The organism is Streptococcus varani (assembly GCF_001375655.1).
In the GTDB taxonomy this organism is placed as follows: domain Bacteria; phylum Bacillota; class Bacilli; order Lactobacillales; family Streptococcaceae; genus Streptococcus; species Streptococcus varani.
Genome location: NZ_CTEN01000003.1, coordinates 236,918 through 251,027, shown reverse-complemented (window position 1 = coordinate 251,027; position 14,110 = coordinate 236,918). Strand labels below are relative to the sequence as shown.

The following is a 14,110-nucleotide window of genomic DNA, read 5'->3' as shown; positions in this document are numbered from 1 at the left end:
TAGGTAAGTGGTAAGAGTTTTTAGAATAGAAAATAATCCTGTATTTATGAGGAGAACGGAGAAATCTGTTCTCCTTTTTGTTCGCTTAAAATCTTGTAAGAGGGAGGGGATATCATGGAGAAATTGAAAATTTTGATAGATATTGGGACGTTAGAGTTTTATAAATTCATTTAACAATTCTTGAGTCGTGGTTAATAAATGACACAATCAGGAGGATATAATGACTAGAAATGAATTTTACAATCAGTTAATCAACAGTGAGCCATTGGGTTTTATTGATCCTCTGACCGATCTGGGAGACTTTGATTTTGTTCAGATGAAGTTCAAAGAGCCTGTTCATCAGTTGATTAATAAGTACTCTGATCAACCTTATAATCCTACCTGGCAGAATAAGATTGAACAGATGAGGGGACTCTATATCCAGTATCAGAAAAGTATAAAGTTAGAGGATGAGAGTATTCGCCATAGAGTTAGAAACAAAGAATCTAAGGAATATGTCCACAAAATTGTTACCACTTATTTGGCTTTGGGCTTTAAATTCAAAGAGATTGAAAAGCGGCTTCCATTATCTTATAAACAGCTGATACGGGGACGGAAAAGAAGTGATTTTGTAACCGCCGTAAGCCCTGAATTTTATTTGAAAAGAGACTTACAAGATGGTTACTGTATGCCAAAATCTTCTCTCCCTAAGAGTATGAAAGTTAATTAAAGGAGAAGTTATGAGATACGAGGAAACAGAGGTAGGAATTTGCAAGGAGTGTGGTTGTACCTTGACAACACCATGTATTGATCAAAAGTTTGGTTCTTGCTGGTGGATGGATAAGAATCAAAATTTGTGTAGTCATTGTTTTTATGGTTTGAATATGGAGGAAGTGGATGTCTGAAAAAATCATTAAAAAAATCCAAAATCTTTTGGAGTTAGCTTATGATGCACCAAACGATGAAGAGGGACAGACAGCTCTTCTGATGGCTCAAAAACTTATGGTCAAGCATAATCTATCCCTGAAGGAAGTTAGCGCCAAGCAGAAGAACGAAAATATTGATGAGACTGTAGGTACATGAGCGTACAGAATGCCCTGATGGCAGGAAAAATTAGCTGCTATCTTAAGTAAAAACTTTAGATGTCAAGCAATTAGGAAGCGAAATAGAAAAGAAGGAATCACCGAGATCATATTTTTTGGTTATCTGTCTGATACAGAACTTTGTACTAGAGTGTATGAAGGAGCGATTTTGTATTTAGAGTATCGATTGAAGCACCTTTATAGAACAGCGTGGACAAGTGATTACAACAATTATAAAAAATCGTATTTACTTGGTTTCTTAGAAGGTCTTGATCAACGATTCAAAAACCAAGTCCAAGCATCAGAAGAGTTTGCCCTAATGGTACAAGTACCGGCAGAAGTACTAGAAGAGCAGAGACTTCGCATGGGTGAGTTGAAAAGTAGAGCTGTTAATATAACAGTTGAACTTGATCATGAGGCGTATATTGCTGGTTTAGAACATGCCAAAGAAACAAAATTGATGTCAGAGGAATTAGTAGAATGAAAACAATCAAAGAACAAATTGAAGACTGTATTGCTGAGTTGGGAAATTACAATAGTTCCCTTTCGGAATTGTCAAAGAGCCAGCATTATCTTCTGAAACGGACCAATGCCAAAATATCAGATTTTGAAGATTTTTTGAATGATCTAAAGGGGTCAGTGGCGATTTTTAAGAAGGAATAAGGTATATTTCAGAAAAATCATTGAATAAAAGGAAACAGATGAACTTAAATAATATTTACAGATTGATTTTAAAAGATGGTTTAAGGAACTATAAATTCAGAAATAGTCATCTCAAACTGGAGCCTTCAGCTGATGAAGGTAAACGAGGGGCAATCTTTGCCTATCGTTCTAAAGCCAATATGATTAAGGCACGTGGCATTGTTCTGACATCGATGGAAGCTGTTTCTGAGAATCAAGATAGCTTTACTCACTGGACACCAAACGTCTACCGTTATGGCTCCTATAGTGACGAGAAACGACAAATTACACGTGGTCATGCTGAAGAGAATCTGAGACAGGTCAATACGTTTTATATTGACTTTGATATTACCTCTTCAGCTGAAGAGATGACTTCTGGAGATATTTTTACAGCAGCCATCGATCTAGGGTTTATGCCTACGCTGATCCTAAAATCAGATAAGGGATACCAGGCTTATTTCGTTCTCGATGAACCTGCCTATGTAACGACTCATTCACAGTTTCGAGTGGTCAAAGTGGCTAAGGCTATCTCTCAAAACTTGAGAAATTATTTCAATCAGACCTTGCCAGTAGATATGACCTGTAACCATTTTGGTATTGCACGTATGCCACGAACGGAAAATGTAGAGTTCTTTCATGCTGACTATACCTATTCCTTCCAGGAGTGGTTAGATTGGTCCATGAAACAGCCAGATTTACCGTTTCCAAGTAAGAAACCTAATTTAACGGTTATTGCTGGCTCTGAAGGCGTAAAGCAGATTGACGAACCCTGGTATCGATTACTGATGAGCGAAGCAAATATCAGGGGAGCTAAGGCCTTAATGGGACGAAACAACGTTCTCTTCACACTAGCCTTAGCCAACTTCTCTAGTGGTGTCTCTCAGAGCGATTGTGAGAACGTTTTGGCAGATTTTAATGGACACTTGGCCGAACCGCTTACTCAGGACGAGTTCTTCAAAATCATTGCTTCGGCTTATTCAGGAAAGTATGAGGCAGCTAGTCGAGATTTTGTCATTCTTCTTTGTAAAGCATGGGTTAACAAGAATCTGAAAGCCTCCGATTTATTCGTGAAGCAAAGATGGTATAAATTCAAGAAGAAACGTGCTGAACGTAAACATAGTCACTTACATGAGTGGAAAGCTGATGTGATGGCTTATTTAGACGGATTTTATCAATCTGAAGATCCTTTTATTCAGACAACTAAAAAAGCGATCAGGGAAGCGATAAATATCCCTGAGCGATCACTAGATAAAGTCCTCAAAGCTCTTAAAGCAGACAACAAGATTTTCTTTGTGGTTAAGTCTGGCCGTGGTGGAGGTATTAGACTAGCTTCTGTAAAAGCTATCGTCCTTTCTCTTATCCAGGTGAAAAAAGAACGTCAGGAGGCTTATTTTGACAATATTGCTGCTTTCTTTGAAGAAAGCCTAGGGTTCATTAAATCGGTAATGGAAAGGGTTAGAAATGGCCTTAAACAAACAAAACAAGTGTCCTTATTTGAAGCAGATATTGGTTGATAATCTGAAAAATTCTAAACCCGCAAACTGCCATTACATTTATATCTCTGATACTGACAAGCAAATCAGAGAGGAAAAATAGTAATGCCAATCAACAGTAATAAATAAAAAGATGAGGTGAAAATAAATGTGGAACGTGATTATAGTATCTAGTGTAGCTTTAGCTGTTCTAGGATCAGTATTGTTTGTCTTAGGATGGCTTAGTTGTAGTCATAGAATGAGATATATCAATGGCTATGATATAGAGCTTGAAAGAGACTATAAAGAATTTGTAGAACAAATGAGAAAGAGAGGGGTATAGATGAAATACGTTATTTTTAGTTTTCAAGATGGAGACTATATTTGTGATAATCAGGGGCGTTTATTGATTTTTGAGAGTAGGGGATTAGCTTGTCAATATATGCAGGTACATTACCATAACCCGTTACCCGTTCAGAGAACGAAAAGGATTATTCATTACCCGAAGTACTATCAGGCTCCTTTTAGAGTTCAGAAGGTTTGTTAGGAGGGATGAAATGGTTAATATTAAGATTGTACGTGGATACTATTTGACAGGTTTAGGACAGGAACCACTGGCTTATTATTTTAAGATAACAGAGGATTTTCCAGAGTTTAGGACGATAAAAGCTGGAGATGTCGCTTTGACCTTTTATCAGAATGGAGAGGCCATTACCAGTATACCTGCATTGATAAGAGTGGATGGTGTCATCGAGCTGGAAAAGCAGGTCCTTGAATTTCTTAAAAGTGAAAAGAAGGACCATTTTCCGATGTTGCCATTAGTTGGTGTATATGAACATTTCGACCCATTACGATTCAATACTATGATGACGGTCTTTGAAGGTTTAAAAGCAGAAATTAAATGTTTGGCTAAAGTGAACTACGTTCAAGGAGATTTGTTCGAGTTTATACAGGGAGGAGAAGGATAATGGATGATAGATTTAAGATGCCTAAACTGGTTTTAGGTACATTAGTAGTTGTTGGAATGTTATTCTTTGCAGTTTTTGGTGTGCAGCCCCTTTGGACTGAGTATGTGACCAAAGATTACGATAAGCACCTTACGGAACAAGTTTATGTGGATGTTGCGGTCAATCAGAACGCCAATTTAGTCTTTTATAAGACAGGCTGTCCTTACTGCGAGAAAGGAAAGAAAGCTGTTATTGAGGTAGTAGAAAAGAGTCTTTATCCGACGTTTTATATCGATGTAGAGACAGAAGATGGCCAAGATCTTGTGAAGAAATACCAGATTGACAAAGCAGCGACATTGATCACGATAAGAGAGGGAGAATCGAAGCTTTATTTGTATGCTACTAAGGATAAAAAGGGCAAGATTATCGCTGACGAAGAGAGCATTAAGGAGGCTTTACATGACACGAAAAACTAAACTTAGTAAATGGGCAGAAACAGCCTTTCAATTTGATACTGAACTATGGCGATCTAAAACAACTGAAGGCATGGTTGTCCTAGGGAAACTTCCTGATGGTATTTTTACCTTGCTCCGTTTTAACGATGAGGGTGGCCAGTTGACTCATATCTCAGAAAGTGAAGCCTTGTGGCTGACGTTGGAGTTAGCACCAGAGAAGATGAATTGTATTTAGGAGGATGAGAAATGGAACATTATGAACTAGATCCTGAATTTTTTGTGAACTTAGGTAAAACAGCACCATATAAAGTGACAGAAATAATTGGAAAAGATTATCCAGATGATTTTTTGACACCTGGTGAGGAAAAAAGTTTTCTTATTCTGAATAAAGAAAAAGCATGGATTGTCCATGCAGATTCATTGGTATCAGTGGCTGAGGGGTTAGAAGGTTATTTAGATATGTCTGTAGACGATTTCATCATGGTTTCGCTTGGGACACAATACCATGAGCGATTTTGCTTTAATGATGATTATGATATTTGGGAAAAATATTTTGATAAACTAAGGGAGGCCTATTACTCGGACCAATCTTCAAAGTAGAGATTCCTTAACAAGATCTGATCAGACTTATCTGTTTTATAAACTCGAATTTTTAAACTAGAGGTTACAAAAAAATTTCCCCAAACATAAAGATGAAAAGCCTCACCAGTTTGAAAATACTTTAATAGTTTTCTATGTTGTTGAGAAGTATTCGTTAGAGCAGTGGTTTCAATAAAAACAGCAGATTTTTCAAAATAAGCATTTTCAAGTTGACATTTTTGATTAAACTCTAACAATATCAGATCTTTTCCGTTTTTATTCTTAACCTTTTTAGCAAAGGCTTTACCATGATAAATTTTCTGGTCTGAAGATAACTTATAATTCCCATACCGTAACTCGTGAAAGAAAGTGTTTAAAGGTGCAACTATACCATTAAAATTAACAACATCATCTGGATGAGAGCGGAAACGATTAATGGTTGACGATAATTTTGACAGACGTGTAGAGCGTTTCTTAACTACTGGAAGTTCAAAATCGGATTGACTAGATTGTGAAACTTTTCCAGCTTAGGAAGCTAGCTGAAAAACTCCAACGTCTTCATAAGCCACTGGATTACTCGTAGATAATTCAATAATAATTTCACCAGACGGTTTGTAACCATAACCTGCTTCTTTTTTAGAGGAGTGTTTAGGTGTTTTATTGATTTCCAAAACATTTGGACAGTGTGAGGAGTGCTTGTTATCATAGCCCTTATGATATTTGAAGTAAGGAGGGACTTTCCATTTGTCAGGAGTATTTCTTACATTGACTAATATTACAGGAACAGGACAGTTCTCATCGCATCTAAATTCACCAGGCTCAATGGGCTTAGTATGAAAATAAGCATAGGCTTTTTCTGGTGAAATATCGTTCTTAAAGTGTTTTGAATAAGCGTGGTCATGTTTCAAACTAGTCACCTCACAAATTGCTATTACTATCTACATTTTACCATTTATCATCCTAAATTAGAAAGGACATATCATTTTATGATAAACAAAATAAACAGTTGGATTGAAATTATAAAATCCAGTTCAATTGCTAGACCATTTATAGAAATCAAGAGATGGTTTCAGGACAATGTTATTAAGCGTAAGCTAGTTATTTTTTCAGTATTATTTACAGCTTGGATAAGCTTATTATTAGGAGCTATTTATTCTCCGCAGAGACAAACCTATACCGATGAACAGCTCAAAACAAAGAGAACGTTTGTCAATGGAACAGGTGAAATTAGACTGTCTAGTCAAACCTATTCTCCTGAAACAGGCATTATTGTTTTACAGTTTGAAACGAAAGATTCCACCTCTCCAGTTGATCGTGGGATTGATACCAAACGTCTCAAATGGGACCTATATGCTCAGAAAAAAACAACAGAGACCAAAATGGAGATTGTTCCAATTGTAGATAATAAAATCTCTGTCATTATCCGAAATGTTCCCGAAAATTTTGGAGCTTATGCGATTGATATTACGAATTTGACTGTTGTTACCAGTTCAATTGATATAGATATTTCTAGCCCTTCAGATGAACAAGAGAAGCCTATGAAAGCAGAAGATACTGATGATAATAATGTTGTTCAGTTCTATGTCACGACTCAAAATAGTAAGCTTAAAAAAGAAAAGATAAAAAGTGTTTCTCGTGAGGAATTTGCCCTATCAGAAATCATAGAAGAGAAGTCTTTCCAAGAGGGTCAAATTGAAAAATTGAATCACTCTATTGAACAATTAAAAGTTTCAATTGAGGATGATGAGTCTCGAAAATCTGGACTACTCAAAGAAGCAGAATATCTTTCAGGAGATGATTTGGAATCGAACCAAAAGGATATTGCGACCATTGAGAGTAACATCGAAACTAAGAATAGATCCATTGAAACAGCTACTCAAAATATTGAAAAGGTCCAAATTAAAATTGATAGTTTAGAGAAAAAAGAGCTCGCTATCAAGGATGGAACCTTTGAATTTTCGAACTCAATTGAAACAGTAGAAATGAAATAACTAGGAGGAAAATTCTTATGAAAGTTTATTGCTAACAGCCAGTTTAGACTTTTATCACACACTAATGAAATTCAAACTCAGTCGAAAAGCAGCTTTTATGAAAAACGGTGACGGTTTACTAAAGAGAGATTTTTAATATGTGATGCTGAGGCTGGGCAAAAAGTAGCTTCAGAATAGAAAAAACGAGCATTTCCGCAGTTGGAGATGCTCGTTTCCCTATGTCATGGTTTATAATTATAATAACGACAAAACAACTAGAAAGCCATGATCATGTATAAAGAGTATAACACAAATCAACTCAGTTTGGAACTAAATCTTGCCTACGATATTCCTATGAATCATGAAGTTAGATTGATCAGTCTTTTTGTGGACAGTATCCCTAATCATGTTTTATTGGAAGATAAATCACACACTGGCCGTCCTGCCTTCCATCCGGCTATGCTCATGAAGATGACGCTCTTCGCCTACGCTCGTCAGGTCTTTTCTGGTCGCAAAATGGTTCAGATGAATGAGGAAGTCATTCCCATGAAATGGTTGAGCCAGGATACCTACGTCAGCTACAAAACCATCAATAATTTTCGTTCCAGTAAGCATGCCAACAACCTGATTAAGACTGCCTTTATTTACTTCACCCTCCTCATGCGTGAAAATGGCATGATTGAAGACGAGGCTCTCTTTATCGATGGCACCAAGCTAGAAGCTGATGCTAATCTCTACTCTTTCACTTGGAAAAGAGCTGTTGATAAATATGAAGATGCCCTAAATGGGAAAATCTATGAGGCGGATAACATACAAGGCACAGAAGAGTTAGAAAAACTTTCCAAAACAGAAAGTGGTCGCCAGAAACAAATCCATTACAATCCAACTTGGAATTACTTTAAAGAACTCATCAAGGAAGAATTACATAGCGAAGAAGGCTCTCGAATCTATGCCAAACGGAAAATCGATGTTGAACCCGTTTTTGGCCGATTAAAGAGTGTTTTTGGCGTGCGCAGGGTTCATGTCAGAGGCAATCGAGCCGTCCAAACGGAGGTTGGATTCCTCTTCATGAGTATGAATCTCACGAAATTGGCCAAGAATCTAGCCTCTAAAACTTCACATACTCAAAAACCACACAGTGATTTTTTCATCTTGATTGTTTTCAAGACAGAAATCACCGTGTGGTTTTATTTGAAGCTACTTTTTGCCCAGCCTCTTTTTTCTTTTGGTTATCATTTTTCCCTTAACGCAGGAATTTTGATTATCCCTTATACTGAAATTATAAAAATGAAGGAGGCTATTTTATGGCAAAAAAGGATCTTACAAAAATTGATTTGGAACTAGAAGAGGCAAAGAAAAAAGTTGCTTTACTCGAAAATGAACGGAAGCTTGCCGAAGAAAATCTTCAAAAGCAAATTGGCAAAATCTACGTTCAGATCCAATTGAAAAAGGACAAGAAGCAGTCCTATGAAACCATCCTAGATGATCTAAAAACCGAACTTGCGATTATTAAGGAAGAGGAAAAGGCAAGACGTGCAGCTGCTAAAAAAGAAGATGAAGAAGGAGCTTAAAGTAGTTAAAATCGCTCCCTTTTCAGCTGAATAAACCTCTCAATTTGGCGGTCAAGCCTTGTGTGTGTTCGTGGTTATTATAGTGTGTTTAAGTGTGGATGCAACTGTTTTTAGTGTGTATAGGTGTGTAACCCATGTGTGTGTAAGTAGGCGTAGCCGAGAAAATTACCGGTACGGGAAACGTTGATACTATCAACTCCATACGGTACGTGGGGACAGTTTCCCTTATGCTCTTTTCTAGCACAAGACACCCCAAAAGGCATTAGCCGCAGTAGTGTGTCTTTGTGTGTGGAAAAACCGCAAAAGTAGAACCATTTTGGTTCGTGACGTTGCGAGGTTGAGGTTTTCTTTTTTGCTTCTTTTAGCTTTTGCCTCGTCAAAAGAAAGAAGAAGGGCACTCTATTTTGTAGAAAGTGAGGTAATTAAAGTGGCAAAAGGTCATCAAACAAGAATTGAAATTCGAGGACTATCTGATCAAGAGGTAGAATACTTAAAGGCACTTGCGAAAGAAACTCAAGCAAAATCATTTAATGAATTTTTACTGAGGATGTGTCGTGAAAAAATTGAAAAGGGAAAATTCAATTTGGTTGAATCAAACTATTTGGCACATTTAGAAAATATGAAATTAACGTCGGACCATGTTTTGTTTTTGACTCAAAAACAGACAGAACTATTATCTGATTTTGAGTCAAAAATGGCTCGATATGCTGATCATATTTCACGCTGGTTAGAATATGAAGGAGAGGTGGAAAGTAGTGACTAAAGAAATTAAAATTAGATCCATTCCAGAAAAAACATGGGCACAGCTACATATGATAGCAGAGAAATATGAGTATCCATCCTTCAATGAATTTATGCTTGCTCAACTTCAACGAATTGTAGAGAATGATGGATTGGATTTATATGATAATAAGTTTGCGGAGACATTGGCAGATATTAAAGAACAACAAGCCAATATTTTGGATCATTTACTTAAAAATGAGATTAAGTTACTGGCTTATAGTGCCAAGCAAGATATTGTAGAAGAGTTGACCATTGACTGGTTACGATTTATGGATGATGTGGATGCACTTGCTGCGGAGAGAGGAGCAGGAGGGCGTTCATGAAGAAAAATAAATTCTTATTGGTCAGCCTTTGCTTCATTACCATTTTTCTAGTTCAGCCACAAAATTTTCAATTTTTAAAAAGTGCCTTTACCCAAAATGATTTAGCTAGTCAATTGAACATATCCAGTTCACCTGAAGAAAAAAATGGTGAATTGGGTAATACTCATCATACACAAAACGAAGAACTGAAAACAAAAGTATTTGATGGTAAAAATCAAGTCATTGTAGTGAATGACAGGGCACAATTTACGGCAGAGGAATTGAGTTTAAAGAATGGCTCATGGGAAAAATACAGTAACCTAGATTTTTTAAATAGGGTTGGGATTGCGGAGGCGATGTTGGGTCAAGAGTTGATGCCAACAAATGAACGTGAGGATATTTCATCAGTCAAACCGACTGGCTGGAAAAATAAAAAAATCCTGTTCAATGGAAAAGAAGATTATTTGTATAATCGTTCTCATTTGATTGGTTTTCAATTAAGTGGTGAGAATGCCAATATGAAAAATCTTTTTATAGGAACACGTGCCCTTAATGCAAACTTTGATAAAGAACAATCATCTATGGTTTATTATGAAAATATGGTCGCAAACTATGTTAAAGAAACAAACCATCATGTCCGCTATCGTGTGACACCGATTTTTAAAAATGTGGAATTAGTTGCTCGTGGTATCCGTATGGAAGCACAGAGTGTAGAAGATGATACCATATCGTTTGATATTTATATTTTTAATATCCAACCAGGGTATGATATTAACTATTTAACAGGAACGTCAAAAAAATTACAGTAAGGAGAAAATAGAATGACTAAAAGAATCAACGTCTATTTTAACGAAGAGACACTACAGAAGTTTATGGAAATTAAAGCCTACCTGGAAGAAGAAATCGGTGGAAGTTTGAATCGGCAGAGTCCGAATAATTCAGCGACAGTGGTTAAGGTCATTCATACTTTTCATAAACTCTTTTTAGAAACGGGAGACAGACAATCGTTCTCCGAAAGACTGTCTCGTCTGGAAAAAAATTTGGCCAATTCAGATGAACAAAAACTCTTGAAATCCATTCGTCATCAGCTGGATCAAATGTTCTATTTGGAATTAACGAATTTTCATGTAGGGACAAAGGGAAGTCATTTTGATATTCAAGACCTGGAATCCATTCACTCTCATTTTGATCCAAAACAAAATGAACTGATTGCACGTATTGAAGATATTATTAAAGAGGATGTTAGTCGAGGACAAACGATGAAACACTCTCATTGAGGTTAGATAAATGGCAGATATTGTTGATATCTATTTAGAAACAGGAGATTTTCATGAGGCCGTGAAACGGTCTGGCCTACCAACTCATATCGCCCACTTAAAGTTGATACAGAGTGGTTGTCTGAAAATACAAGATAAAATTCAATATGGTTCTAGGAATGCTAGACTTGGTGGAATGGCCGAAGAGCTTTTTCAAAAGTATGTTCCAGAAGCAACTGATGCTAATAAATATTTCAAGAAAAATAATCCCGTTTATGATTTTTGGTTTGAAGGATTGATGATTGATGTGAAGTATAGTTCCTTGCACAAAAAGAAAAATGGGAATTCTCAACATTGGCAGATTCGTACTAAAGGCGATCAAGATTTTATTGTGGCTTTCTTAGAAAAAGAATATGGCTTAGAATTGCAAGATCCTATTGTCCTATTAGTTCCTATGCAATTTATTGAGGATCAAAAAGAGCTACATATTTCCCAGTCAGGGCCGTGGTTAAATGCTTTTCAAGTTGAAGCGGAAGAGTTACAGCCCTTGTTAAAGGATTATGCTCAATTAAGAAAAGATGGTTTATATTGATCAAGAGAGAGGAGGAAAGATGAGTCTATCTTCTAGCCCTAATATTACCTTTATGCTTCAATACACTGAAGCCAATAGCCAATATGTGGATTACACAAACCGTGATGAAGCCGTCAAGATCGAGGAGGAGTTATCCTTAGAAATGAATCGTCAAATGGTAGAGGGATTGACTGAAGAGGAAATGAATCGGATTCAAGAAGCTGTTCCTGAAACACAGTTAAATTTTCGTGAGTATATTGACTATATGAACCGCTCATATGCGACGGAAAATCAATCAGAAGAACTAACAGCTATCTTTACTCAGGAAGCAGATTATCTTCAGAAACGACGATTAACAGATCTCAAAAATAAGTTAGAATCTGCTTATCAAAATGGCTCCCTTCTCTGGCAGGGTGTCATTTCATTTGATAATGCTTTTCTAGCTGAACAAGGCCTCTATGATACTGCGACTGGACAGGTTGATCAAAAGGCAATTAAAGCCGTTATGCGTGACATGATGCCTACACTGATTCAGAAAGAAGGCCTTTCAGATTCTGCATTTTGGTGGGGAAATATTCATCTCAATACAGATAACATCCATATTCATTTTGGCCTTTCTGAAGTTGAATCAAACCGTGAGAAGATATTTTATCGCCCACGTGGCCGTATGGAATATAAGGGGAATTTTTCTCAGAAGACGATCAACCGTTTTAAAAGTGGTGTTTATCACGGACTTCTCAAAGAGGAAATACGGTCAAATTTGATTCGAAAAGAACAGGTTCTGGCTAATCTGAAGGCTAATTTGATGGCTTCTGTCTACCAGGAAGATAAAATTACGTCTTCCGCTGAAAAAAATTTTTTGGAACAGGCCTACAATCACCTGCCATCGGGTAAGAAATGGCGTTATGCTTCTCATGCTAGAGATTTTGCGGTGAGTAAATTTTTTCTTGATCGTTACCTAGATTCCTACTTACAGAATGAAGGGCATGCTGCCTACCAAGAATTTTTACAAGAGACCAGGGAGTTTCTAAAAACTTATCAAGGTGTTTATTCATCTGAAAAAAATCAAATCTATGAAAAAATCCGAAAGGTCGATGGAAAAACGATTCGAACCTTAGCTGAATCAAAGGGGTATGATTTGGAACATCATCTGGCCCGTCGTGTGATGAATCTAAGGGAACGTTTGGCCAACACTATCTTAAAATCCTTCAGGGAGGCCTCTCCTCAGATTCAAGACATTCAGCTGGAAAAAAATTTGGAAAGCTTTTCTAGTTTGAATCAGAGAAAAATCTTAGAACAGTTCCCTGAAGCAAGCGTGGTAAAAAGTTTAAATGCCTGGAAAAAATTAGGCTACTTTGTAAAAGAAGGGGGTAAGCCTATCGAAATTGTAAAGCCTGTTTATGAAGCCTATGACAAGCACGGCACTGGAATTGGTCAGCCAGAGTTTGTAACAGACTATGTGTATGATATCAGTCAGCTGACAGAAAATATTCAGATGAAGATATTAACTCTGAAAGACTTGTCCTTATTATCATCAAGTGAGTTAAAAGAGTTAGTGGATGCTGCTAAATTGAAAACGGATTTAACAGAAAAAGAACGTCGGGAGTTAGGGACCTTCCGTTATGCCTTGAAATTCAGTATGTTAGAAGCTAGTCAGAAGGAATTACAAGTTCGTCAAAAACTGTTAGAACAGATTCAGCCACTGGTTTCTGATCAACCATTTGTGGACTTTAAGAAACAAGCGATAACTCAGGAGCTACAAGCTATAGAGTTACAATTAATCCCTAACTACAAGCTCTCAGAAGATAATCAGCTGTTGAAGCAACGCTTAACGAGTCAGTTTGAGGATAGCGTTGCTCTACCCATCGATAAAGCAACCGCTGGTGCGATACAGCTTCCTATCAGACAATTACGGGCAGAGATAGGCCTGGTCAACCAAATTCAAGACGATAGTATTCTCAGCTTGCTGAAGGGAACCACAATTACCAAACAAGCTTACATTGAGGAACTCCAAACAAAAGTCTCTATTTTTCAGCTGAAATATCAGATTAATAATCGAAACCAACAGATGGAACAGCTGTCGGATGAATCGGCTATTAAAGAGATGAAATTGGCCAATTCCCAGAGTTTTGCGGAGTTGAAACGTTTGTACACCAAACTACAACCGACTGAAGATACTCAAAATCAGATTACTCAAGCTGTTTCGAAGCAATTACAAGCGCGTAGAGTCATTAAAAAGACTCAACTTCAACAGTCACAAGGAAGCAGTAGAATCAATACCGACTTCATGCGACAATTGACGGCTTCCCTCACCCGTTCGCAGCAGGCAAGCAAAAGAGCACTAATGGAACGTGCACGTAGTGATGAACGGGAGGAACAAGAGGAACACAGACAAGCACATCGCTAATTAGTCATTGATAAGCTATCAATGGCTTTTTTTGATGAAAAACTCCTTTGATTTA

At 37.1% G+C, this 14,110-nt stretch carries 18 protein-coding genes and 2 pseudogenes; 19 read left to right on the top strand and 1 reads right to left on the bottom strand.

Going from position 1 to position 14,110, the window contains the following annotated elements; genetic code table 11:
- Positions 1 to 220: 220 nt before the first annotated feature.
- The 10 genes and pseudogenes from BN1356_RS07300 (at position 221) to BN1356_RS07255 (ending at position 5,216) form a co-directional block, all read left to right on the top strand.
- Positions 221 to 709, top strand: a complete 489-nt coding sequence (locus BN1356_RS07300; RefSeq protein WP_093650743.1) for a modification methylase Sau96I — start codon at positions 221 to 223, stop codon at positions 707 to 709.
- A gap of 10 nt (positions 710 to 719) precedes the next feature.
- Positions 720 to 884 (top strand): paraquat-inducible protein A, encoded by a 165-nt coding sequence (locus tag BN1356_RS07295; protein ID WP_093650742.1) that lies wholly within the window; start codon positions 720 to 722, stop codon positions 882 to 884.
- Positions 877 to 1,545, top strand: a pseudogene (locus BN1356_RS07290) (DUF2786 domain-containing protein). Before BN1356_RS07295 ends, BN1356_RS07290 begins: the two are co-directional and overlap by 8 nt.
- Positions 1,542 to 1,724 (top strand): hypothetical protein, encoded by a 183-nt coding sequence (locus BN1356_RS07285; RefSeq protein WP_093650741.1) that lies wholly within the window; start codon positions 1,542 to 1,544, stop codon positions 1,722 to 1,724. Before BN1356_RS07290 ends, BN1356_RS07285 begins: the two are co-directional and overlap by 4 nt.
- Before the next feature lie 38 nt (positions 1,725 to 1,762).
- Positions 1,763 to 3,256: a primase C-terminal domain-containing protein gene (locus BN1356_RS07280; RefSeq protein WP_093650740.1), complete on the top strand. Its 1,494-nt coding sequence runs from the start codon at positions 1,763 to 1,765 to the stop codon at positions 3,254 to 3,256.
- A gap of 301 nt (positions 3,257 to 3,557) precedes the next feature.
- Positions 3,558 to 3,761, top strand: a complete 204-nt coding sequence (locus BN1356_RS12885) for a hypothetical protein (RefSeq protein ID WP_093650739.1) — start codon at positions 3,558 to 3,560, stop codon at positions 3,759 to 3,761.
- 10 nt (positions 3,762 to 3,771) lie between these two features.
- The gene (locus BN1356_RS07270; RefSeq protein ID WP_093650738.1) at positions 3,772 to 4,182 is read left to right on the top strand and encodes a hypothetical protein; all 411 of its coding nucleotides are present in this window, start codon (positions 3,772 to 3,774) and stop codon (positions 4,180 to 4,182) included.
- Positions 4,182 to 4,637 carry a thioredoxin domain-containing protein gene (locus tag BN1356_RS07265; RefSeq protein ID WP_093650737.1) on the top strand — a complete coding sequence of 152 codons (456 nt, stop codon included), beginning with the start codon at positions 4,182 to 4,184 and terminating at the stop codon, positions 4,635 to 4,637. Before BN1356_RS07270 ends, BN1356_RS07265 begins: the two co-directional genes overlap by 1 nt.
- The gene (locus tag BN1356_RS07260; protein WP_093650736.1) at positions 4,621 to 4,851 is read left to right on the top strand and encodes a hypothetical protein; all 231 of its coding nucleotides are present in this window, start codon (positions 4,621 to 4,623) and stop codon (positions 4,849 to 4,851) included. The genes BN1356_RS07265 and BN1356_RS07260 overlap by 17 nt, the downstream gene beginning before the upstream one ends.
- A gap of 11 nt (positions 4,852 to 4,862) precedes the next feature.
- Positions 4,863 to 5,216: a hypothetical protein gene (locus tag BN1356_RS07255; protein WP_093650735.1), complete on the top strand. Its 354-nt coding sequence runs from the start codon at positions 4,863 to 4,865 to the stop codon at positions 5,214 to 5,216.
- A gap of 506 nt (positions 5,217 to 5,722) precedes the next feature.
- Here BN1356_RS07255 and BN1356_RS12880 read toward each other — a convergent pair.
- Complete coding sequence (locus BN1356_RS12880; protein ID WP_245620320.1) at positions 5,723 to 6,103, bottom strand: hypothetical protein; 381 nt, start codon at positions 6,101 to 6,103, stop codon at positions 5,723 to 5,725.
- A 78-nt stretch (positions 6,104 to 6,181) separates the two neighbouring features.
- On the opposite strand from BN1356_RS12880, the gene BN1356_RS07245 reads away from it, so the two are divergent.
- The 9 genes and pseudogenes from BN1356_RS07245 to mobP2 all read left to right on the top strand — a co-directional run bounded on the left by BN1356_RS07245 (position 6,182) and on the right by mobP2 (position 14,055).
- Positions 6,182 to 7,186 carry a hypothetical protein gene (locus BN1356_RS07245; protein ID WP_093650734.1) on the top strand — a complete coding sequence of 335 codons (1,005 nt, stop codon included), beginning with the start codon at positions 6,182 to 6,184 and terminating at the stop codon, positions 7,184 to 7,186.
- 270 nt (positions 7,187 to 7,456) lie between these two features.
- Positions 7,457 to 8,412, top strand: a pseudogene (locus BN1356_RS07240) (transposase).
- A 57-nt stretch (positions 8,413 to 8,469) separates the two neighbouring features.
- The gene (locus BN1356_RS07235; protein WP_093650733.1) at positions 8,470 to 8,736 is read left to right on the top strand and encodes a hypothetical protein; all 267 of its coding nucleotides are present in this window, start codon (positions 8,470 to 8,472) and stop codon (positions 8,734 to 8,736) included.
- A 427-nt stretch (positions 8,737 to 9,163) separates the two neighbouring features.
- Positions 9,164 to 9,499, top strand: a complete 336-nt coding sequence (locus BN1356_RS07230) for a hypothetical protein (protein WP_093650985.1) — start codon at positions 9,164 to 9,166, stop codon at positions 9,497 to 9,499.
- Positions 9,492 to 9,842, top strand: a complete 351-nt coding sequence (locus BN1356_RS07225; protein ID WP_093650732.1) for a hypothetical protein — start codon at positions 9,492 to 9,494, stop codon at positions 9,840 to 9,842. Before BN1356_RS07230 ends, BN1356_RS07225 begins: the two co-directional genes overlap by 8 nt.
- Entirely contained in the window at positions 9,839 to 10,630 is a 792-nt protein-coding gene (locus BN1356_RS07220; protein WP_093650731.1) for a DNA/RNA non-specific endonuclease, read from the top strand. Before BN1356_RS07225 ends, BN1356_RS07220 begins: the two co-directional genes overlap by 4 nt.
- Before the next feature lie 12 nt (positions 10,631 to 10,642).
- Entirely contained in the window at positions 10,643 to 11,098 is a 456-nt protein-coding gene (locus tag BN1356_RS07215; protein WP_093650730.1) for a hypothetical protein, read from the top strand.
- Positions 11,099 to 11,108: 10 nt separating this feature from the next.
- Positions 11,109 to 11,669 (top strand): hypothetical protein, encoded by a 561-nt coding sequence (locus BN1356_RS07210; RefSeq protein ID WP_093650729.1) that lies wholly within the window; start codon positions 11,109 to 11,111, stop codon positions 11,667 to 11,669.
- A 19-nt stretch (positions 11,670 to 11,688) separates the two neighbouring features.
- Positions 11,689 to 14,055, top strand: coding sequence for a MobP2 family relaxase (mobP2, locus tag BN1356_RS07205; protein ID WP_093650728.1), 2,367 nt, complete (start codon positions 11,689 to 11,691; stop codon positions 14,053 to 14,055).
- Positions 14,056 to 14,110: the final 55 nt, after the last annotated feature.

Coding starts and splice junctions, on each gene's coding strand:
- BN1356_RS07280 (WP_093650740.1), top strand. CDS start 1,763: ATGAACTTAAATAATATTTACAGATTGATTTTAAAAGATGGTTTAAGG.
- BN1356_RS07295 (WP_093650742.1), top strand. CDS start 720: ATGAGATACGAGGAAACAGAGGTAGGAATTTGCAAGGAGTGTGGTTGT.
- BN1356_RS07210 (WP_093650729.1), top strand. CDS start 11,109: ATGGCAGATATTGTTGATATCTATTTAGAAACAGGAGATTTTCATGAG.
- BN1356_RS07300 (WP_093650743.1), top strand. CDS start 221: ATGACTAGAAATGAATTTTACAATCAGTTAATCAACAGTGAGCCATTG.
- BN1356_RS07215 (WP_093650730.1), top strand. CDS start 10,643: ATGACTAAAAGAATCAACGTCTATTTTAACGAAGAGACACTACAGAAG.
- BN1356_RS07220 (WP_093650731.1), top strand. CDS start 9,839: ATGAAGAAAAATAAATTCTTATTGGTCAGCCTTTGCTTCATTACCATT.
- BN1356_RS07265 (WP_093650737.1), top strand. CDS start 4,182: ATGGATGATAGATTTAAGATGCCTAAACTGGTTTTAGGTACATTAGTA.
- BN1356_RS07255 (WP_093650735.1), top strand. CDS start 4,863: ATGGAACATTATGAACTAGATCCTGAATTTTTTGTGAACTTAGGTAAA.
- BN1356_RS07235 (WP_093650733.1), top strand. CDS start 8,470: ATGGCAAAAAAGGATCTTACAAAAATTGATTTGGAACTAGAAGAGGCA.
- BN1356_RS07245 (WP_093650734.1), top strand. CDS start 6,182: ATGATAAACAAAATAAACAGTTGGATTGAAATTATAAAATCCAGTTCA.
- BN1356_RS12885 (WP_093650739.1), top strand. CDS start 3,558: ATGAAATACGTTATTTTTAGTTTTCAAGATGGAGACTATATTTGTGAT.
- BN1356_RS07260 (WP_093650736.1), top strand. CDS start 4,621: ATGACACGAAAAACTAAACTTAGTAAATGGGCAGAAACAGCCTTTCAA.
- BN1356_RS07285 (WP_093650741.1), top strand. CDS start 1,542: ATGAAAACAATCAAAGAACAAATTGAAGACTGTATTGCTGAGTTGGGA.
- mobP2 (WP_093650728.1), top strand. CDS start 11,689: ATGAGTCTATCTTCTAGCCCTAATATTACCTTTATGCTTCAATACACT.
- BN1356_RS07270 (WP_093650738.1), top strand. CDS start 3,772: ATGGTTAATATTAAGATTGTACGTGGATACTATTTGACAGGTTTAGGA.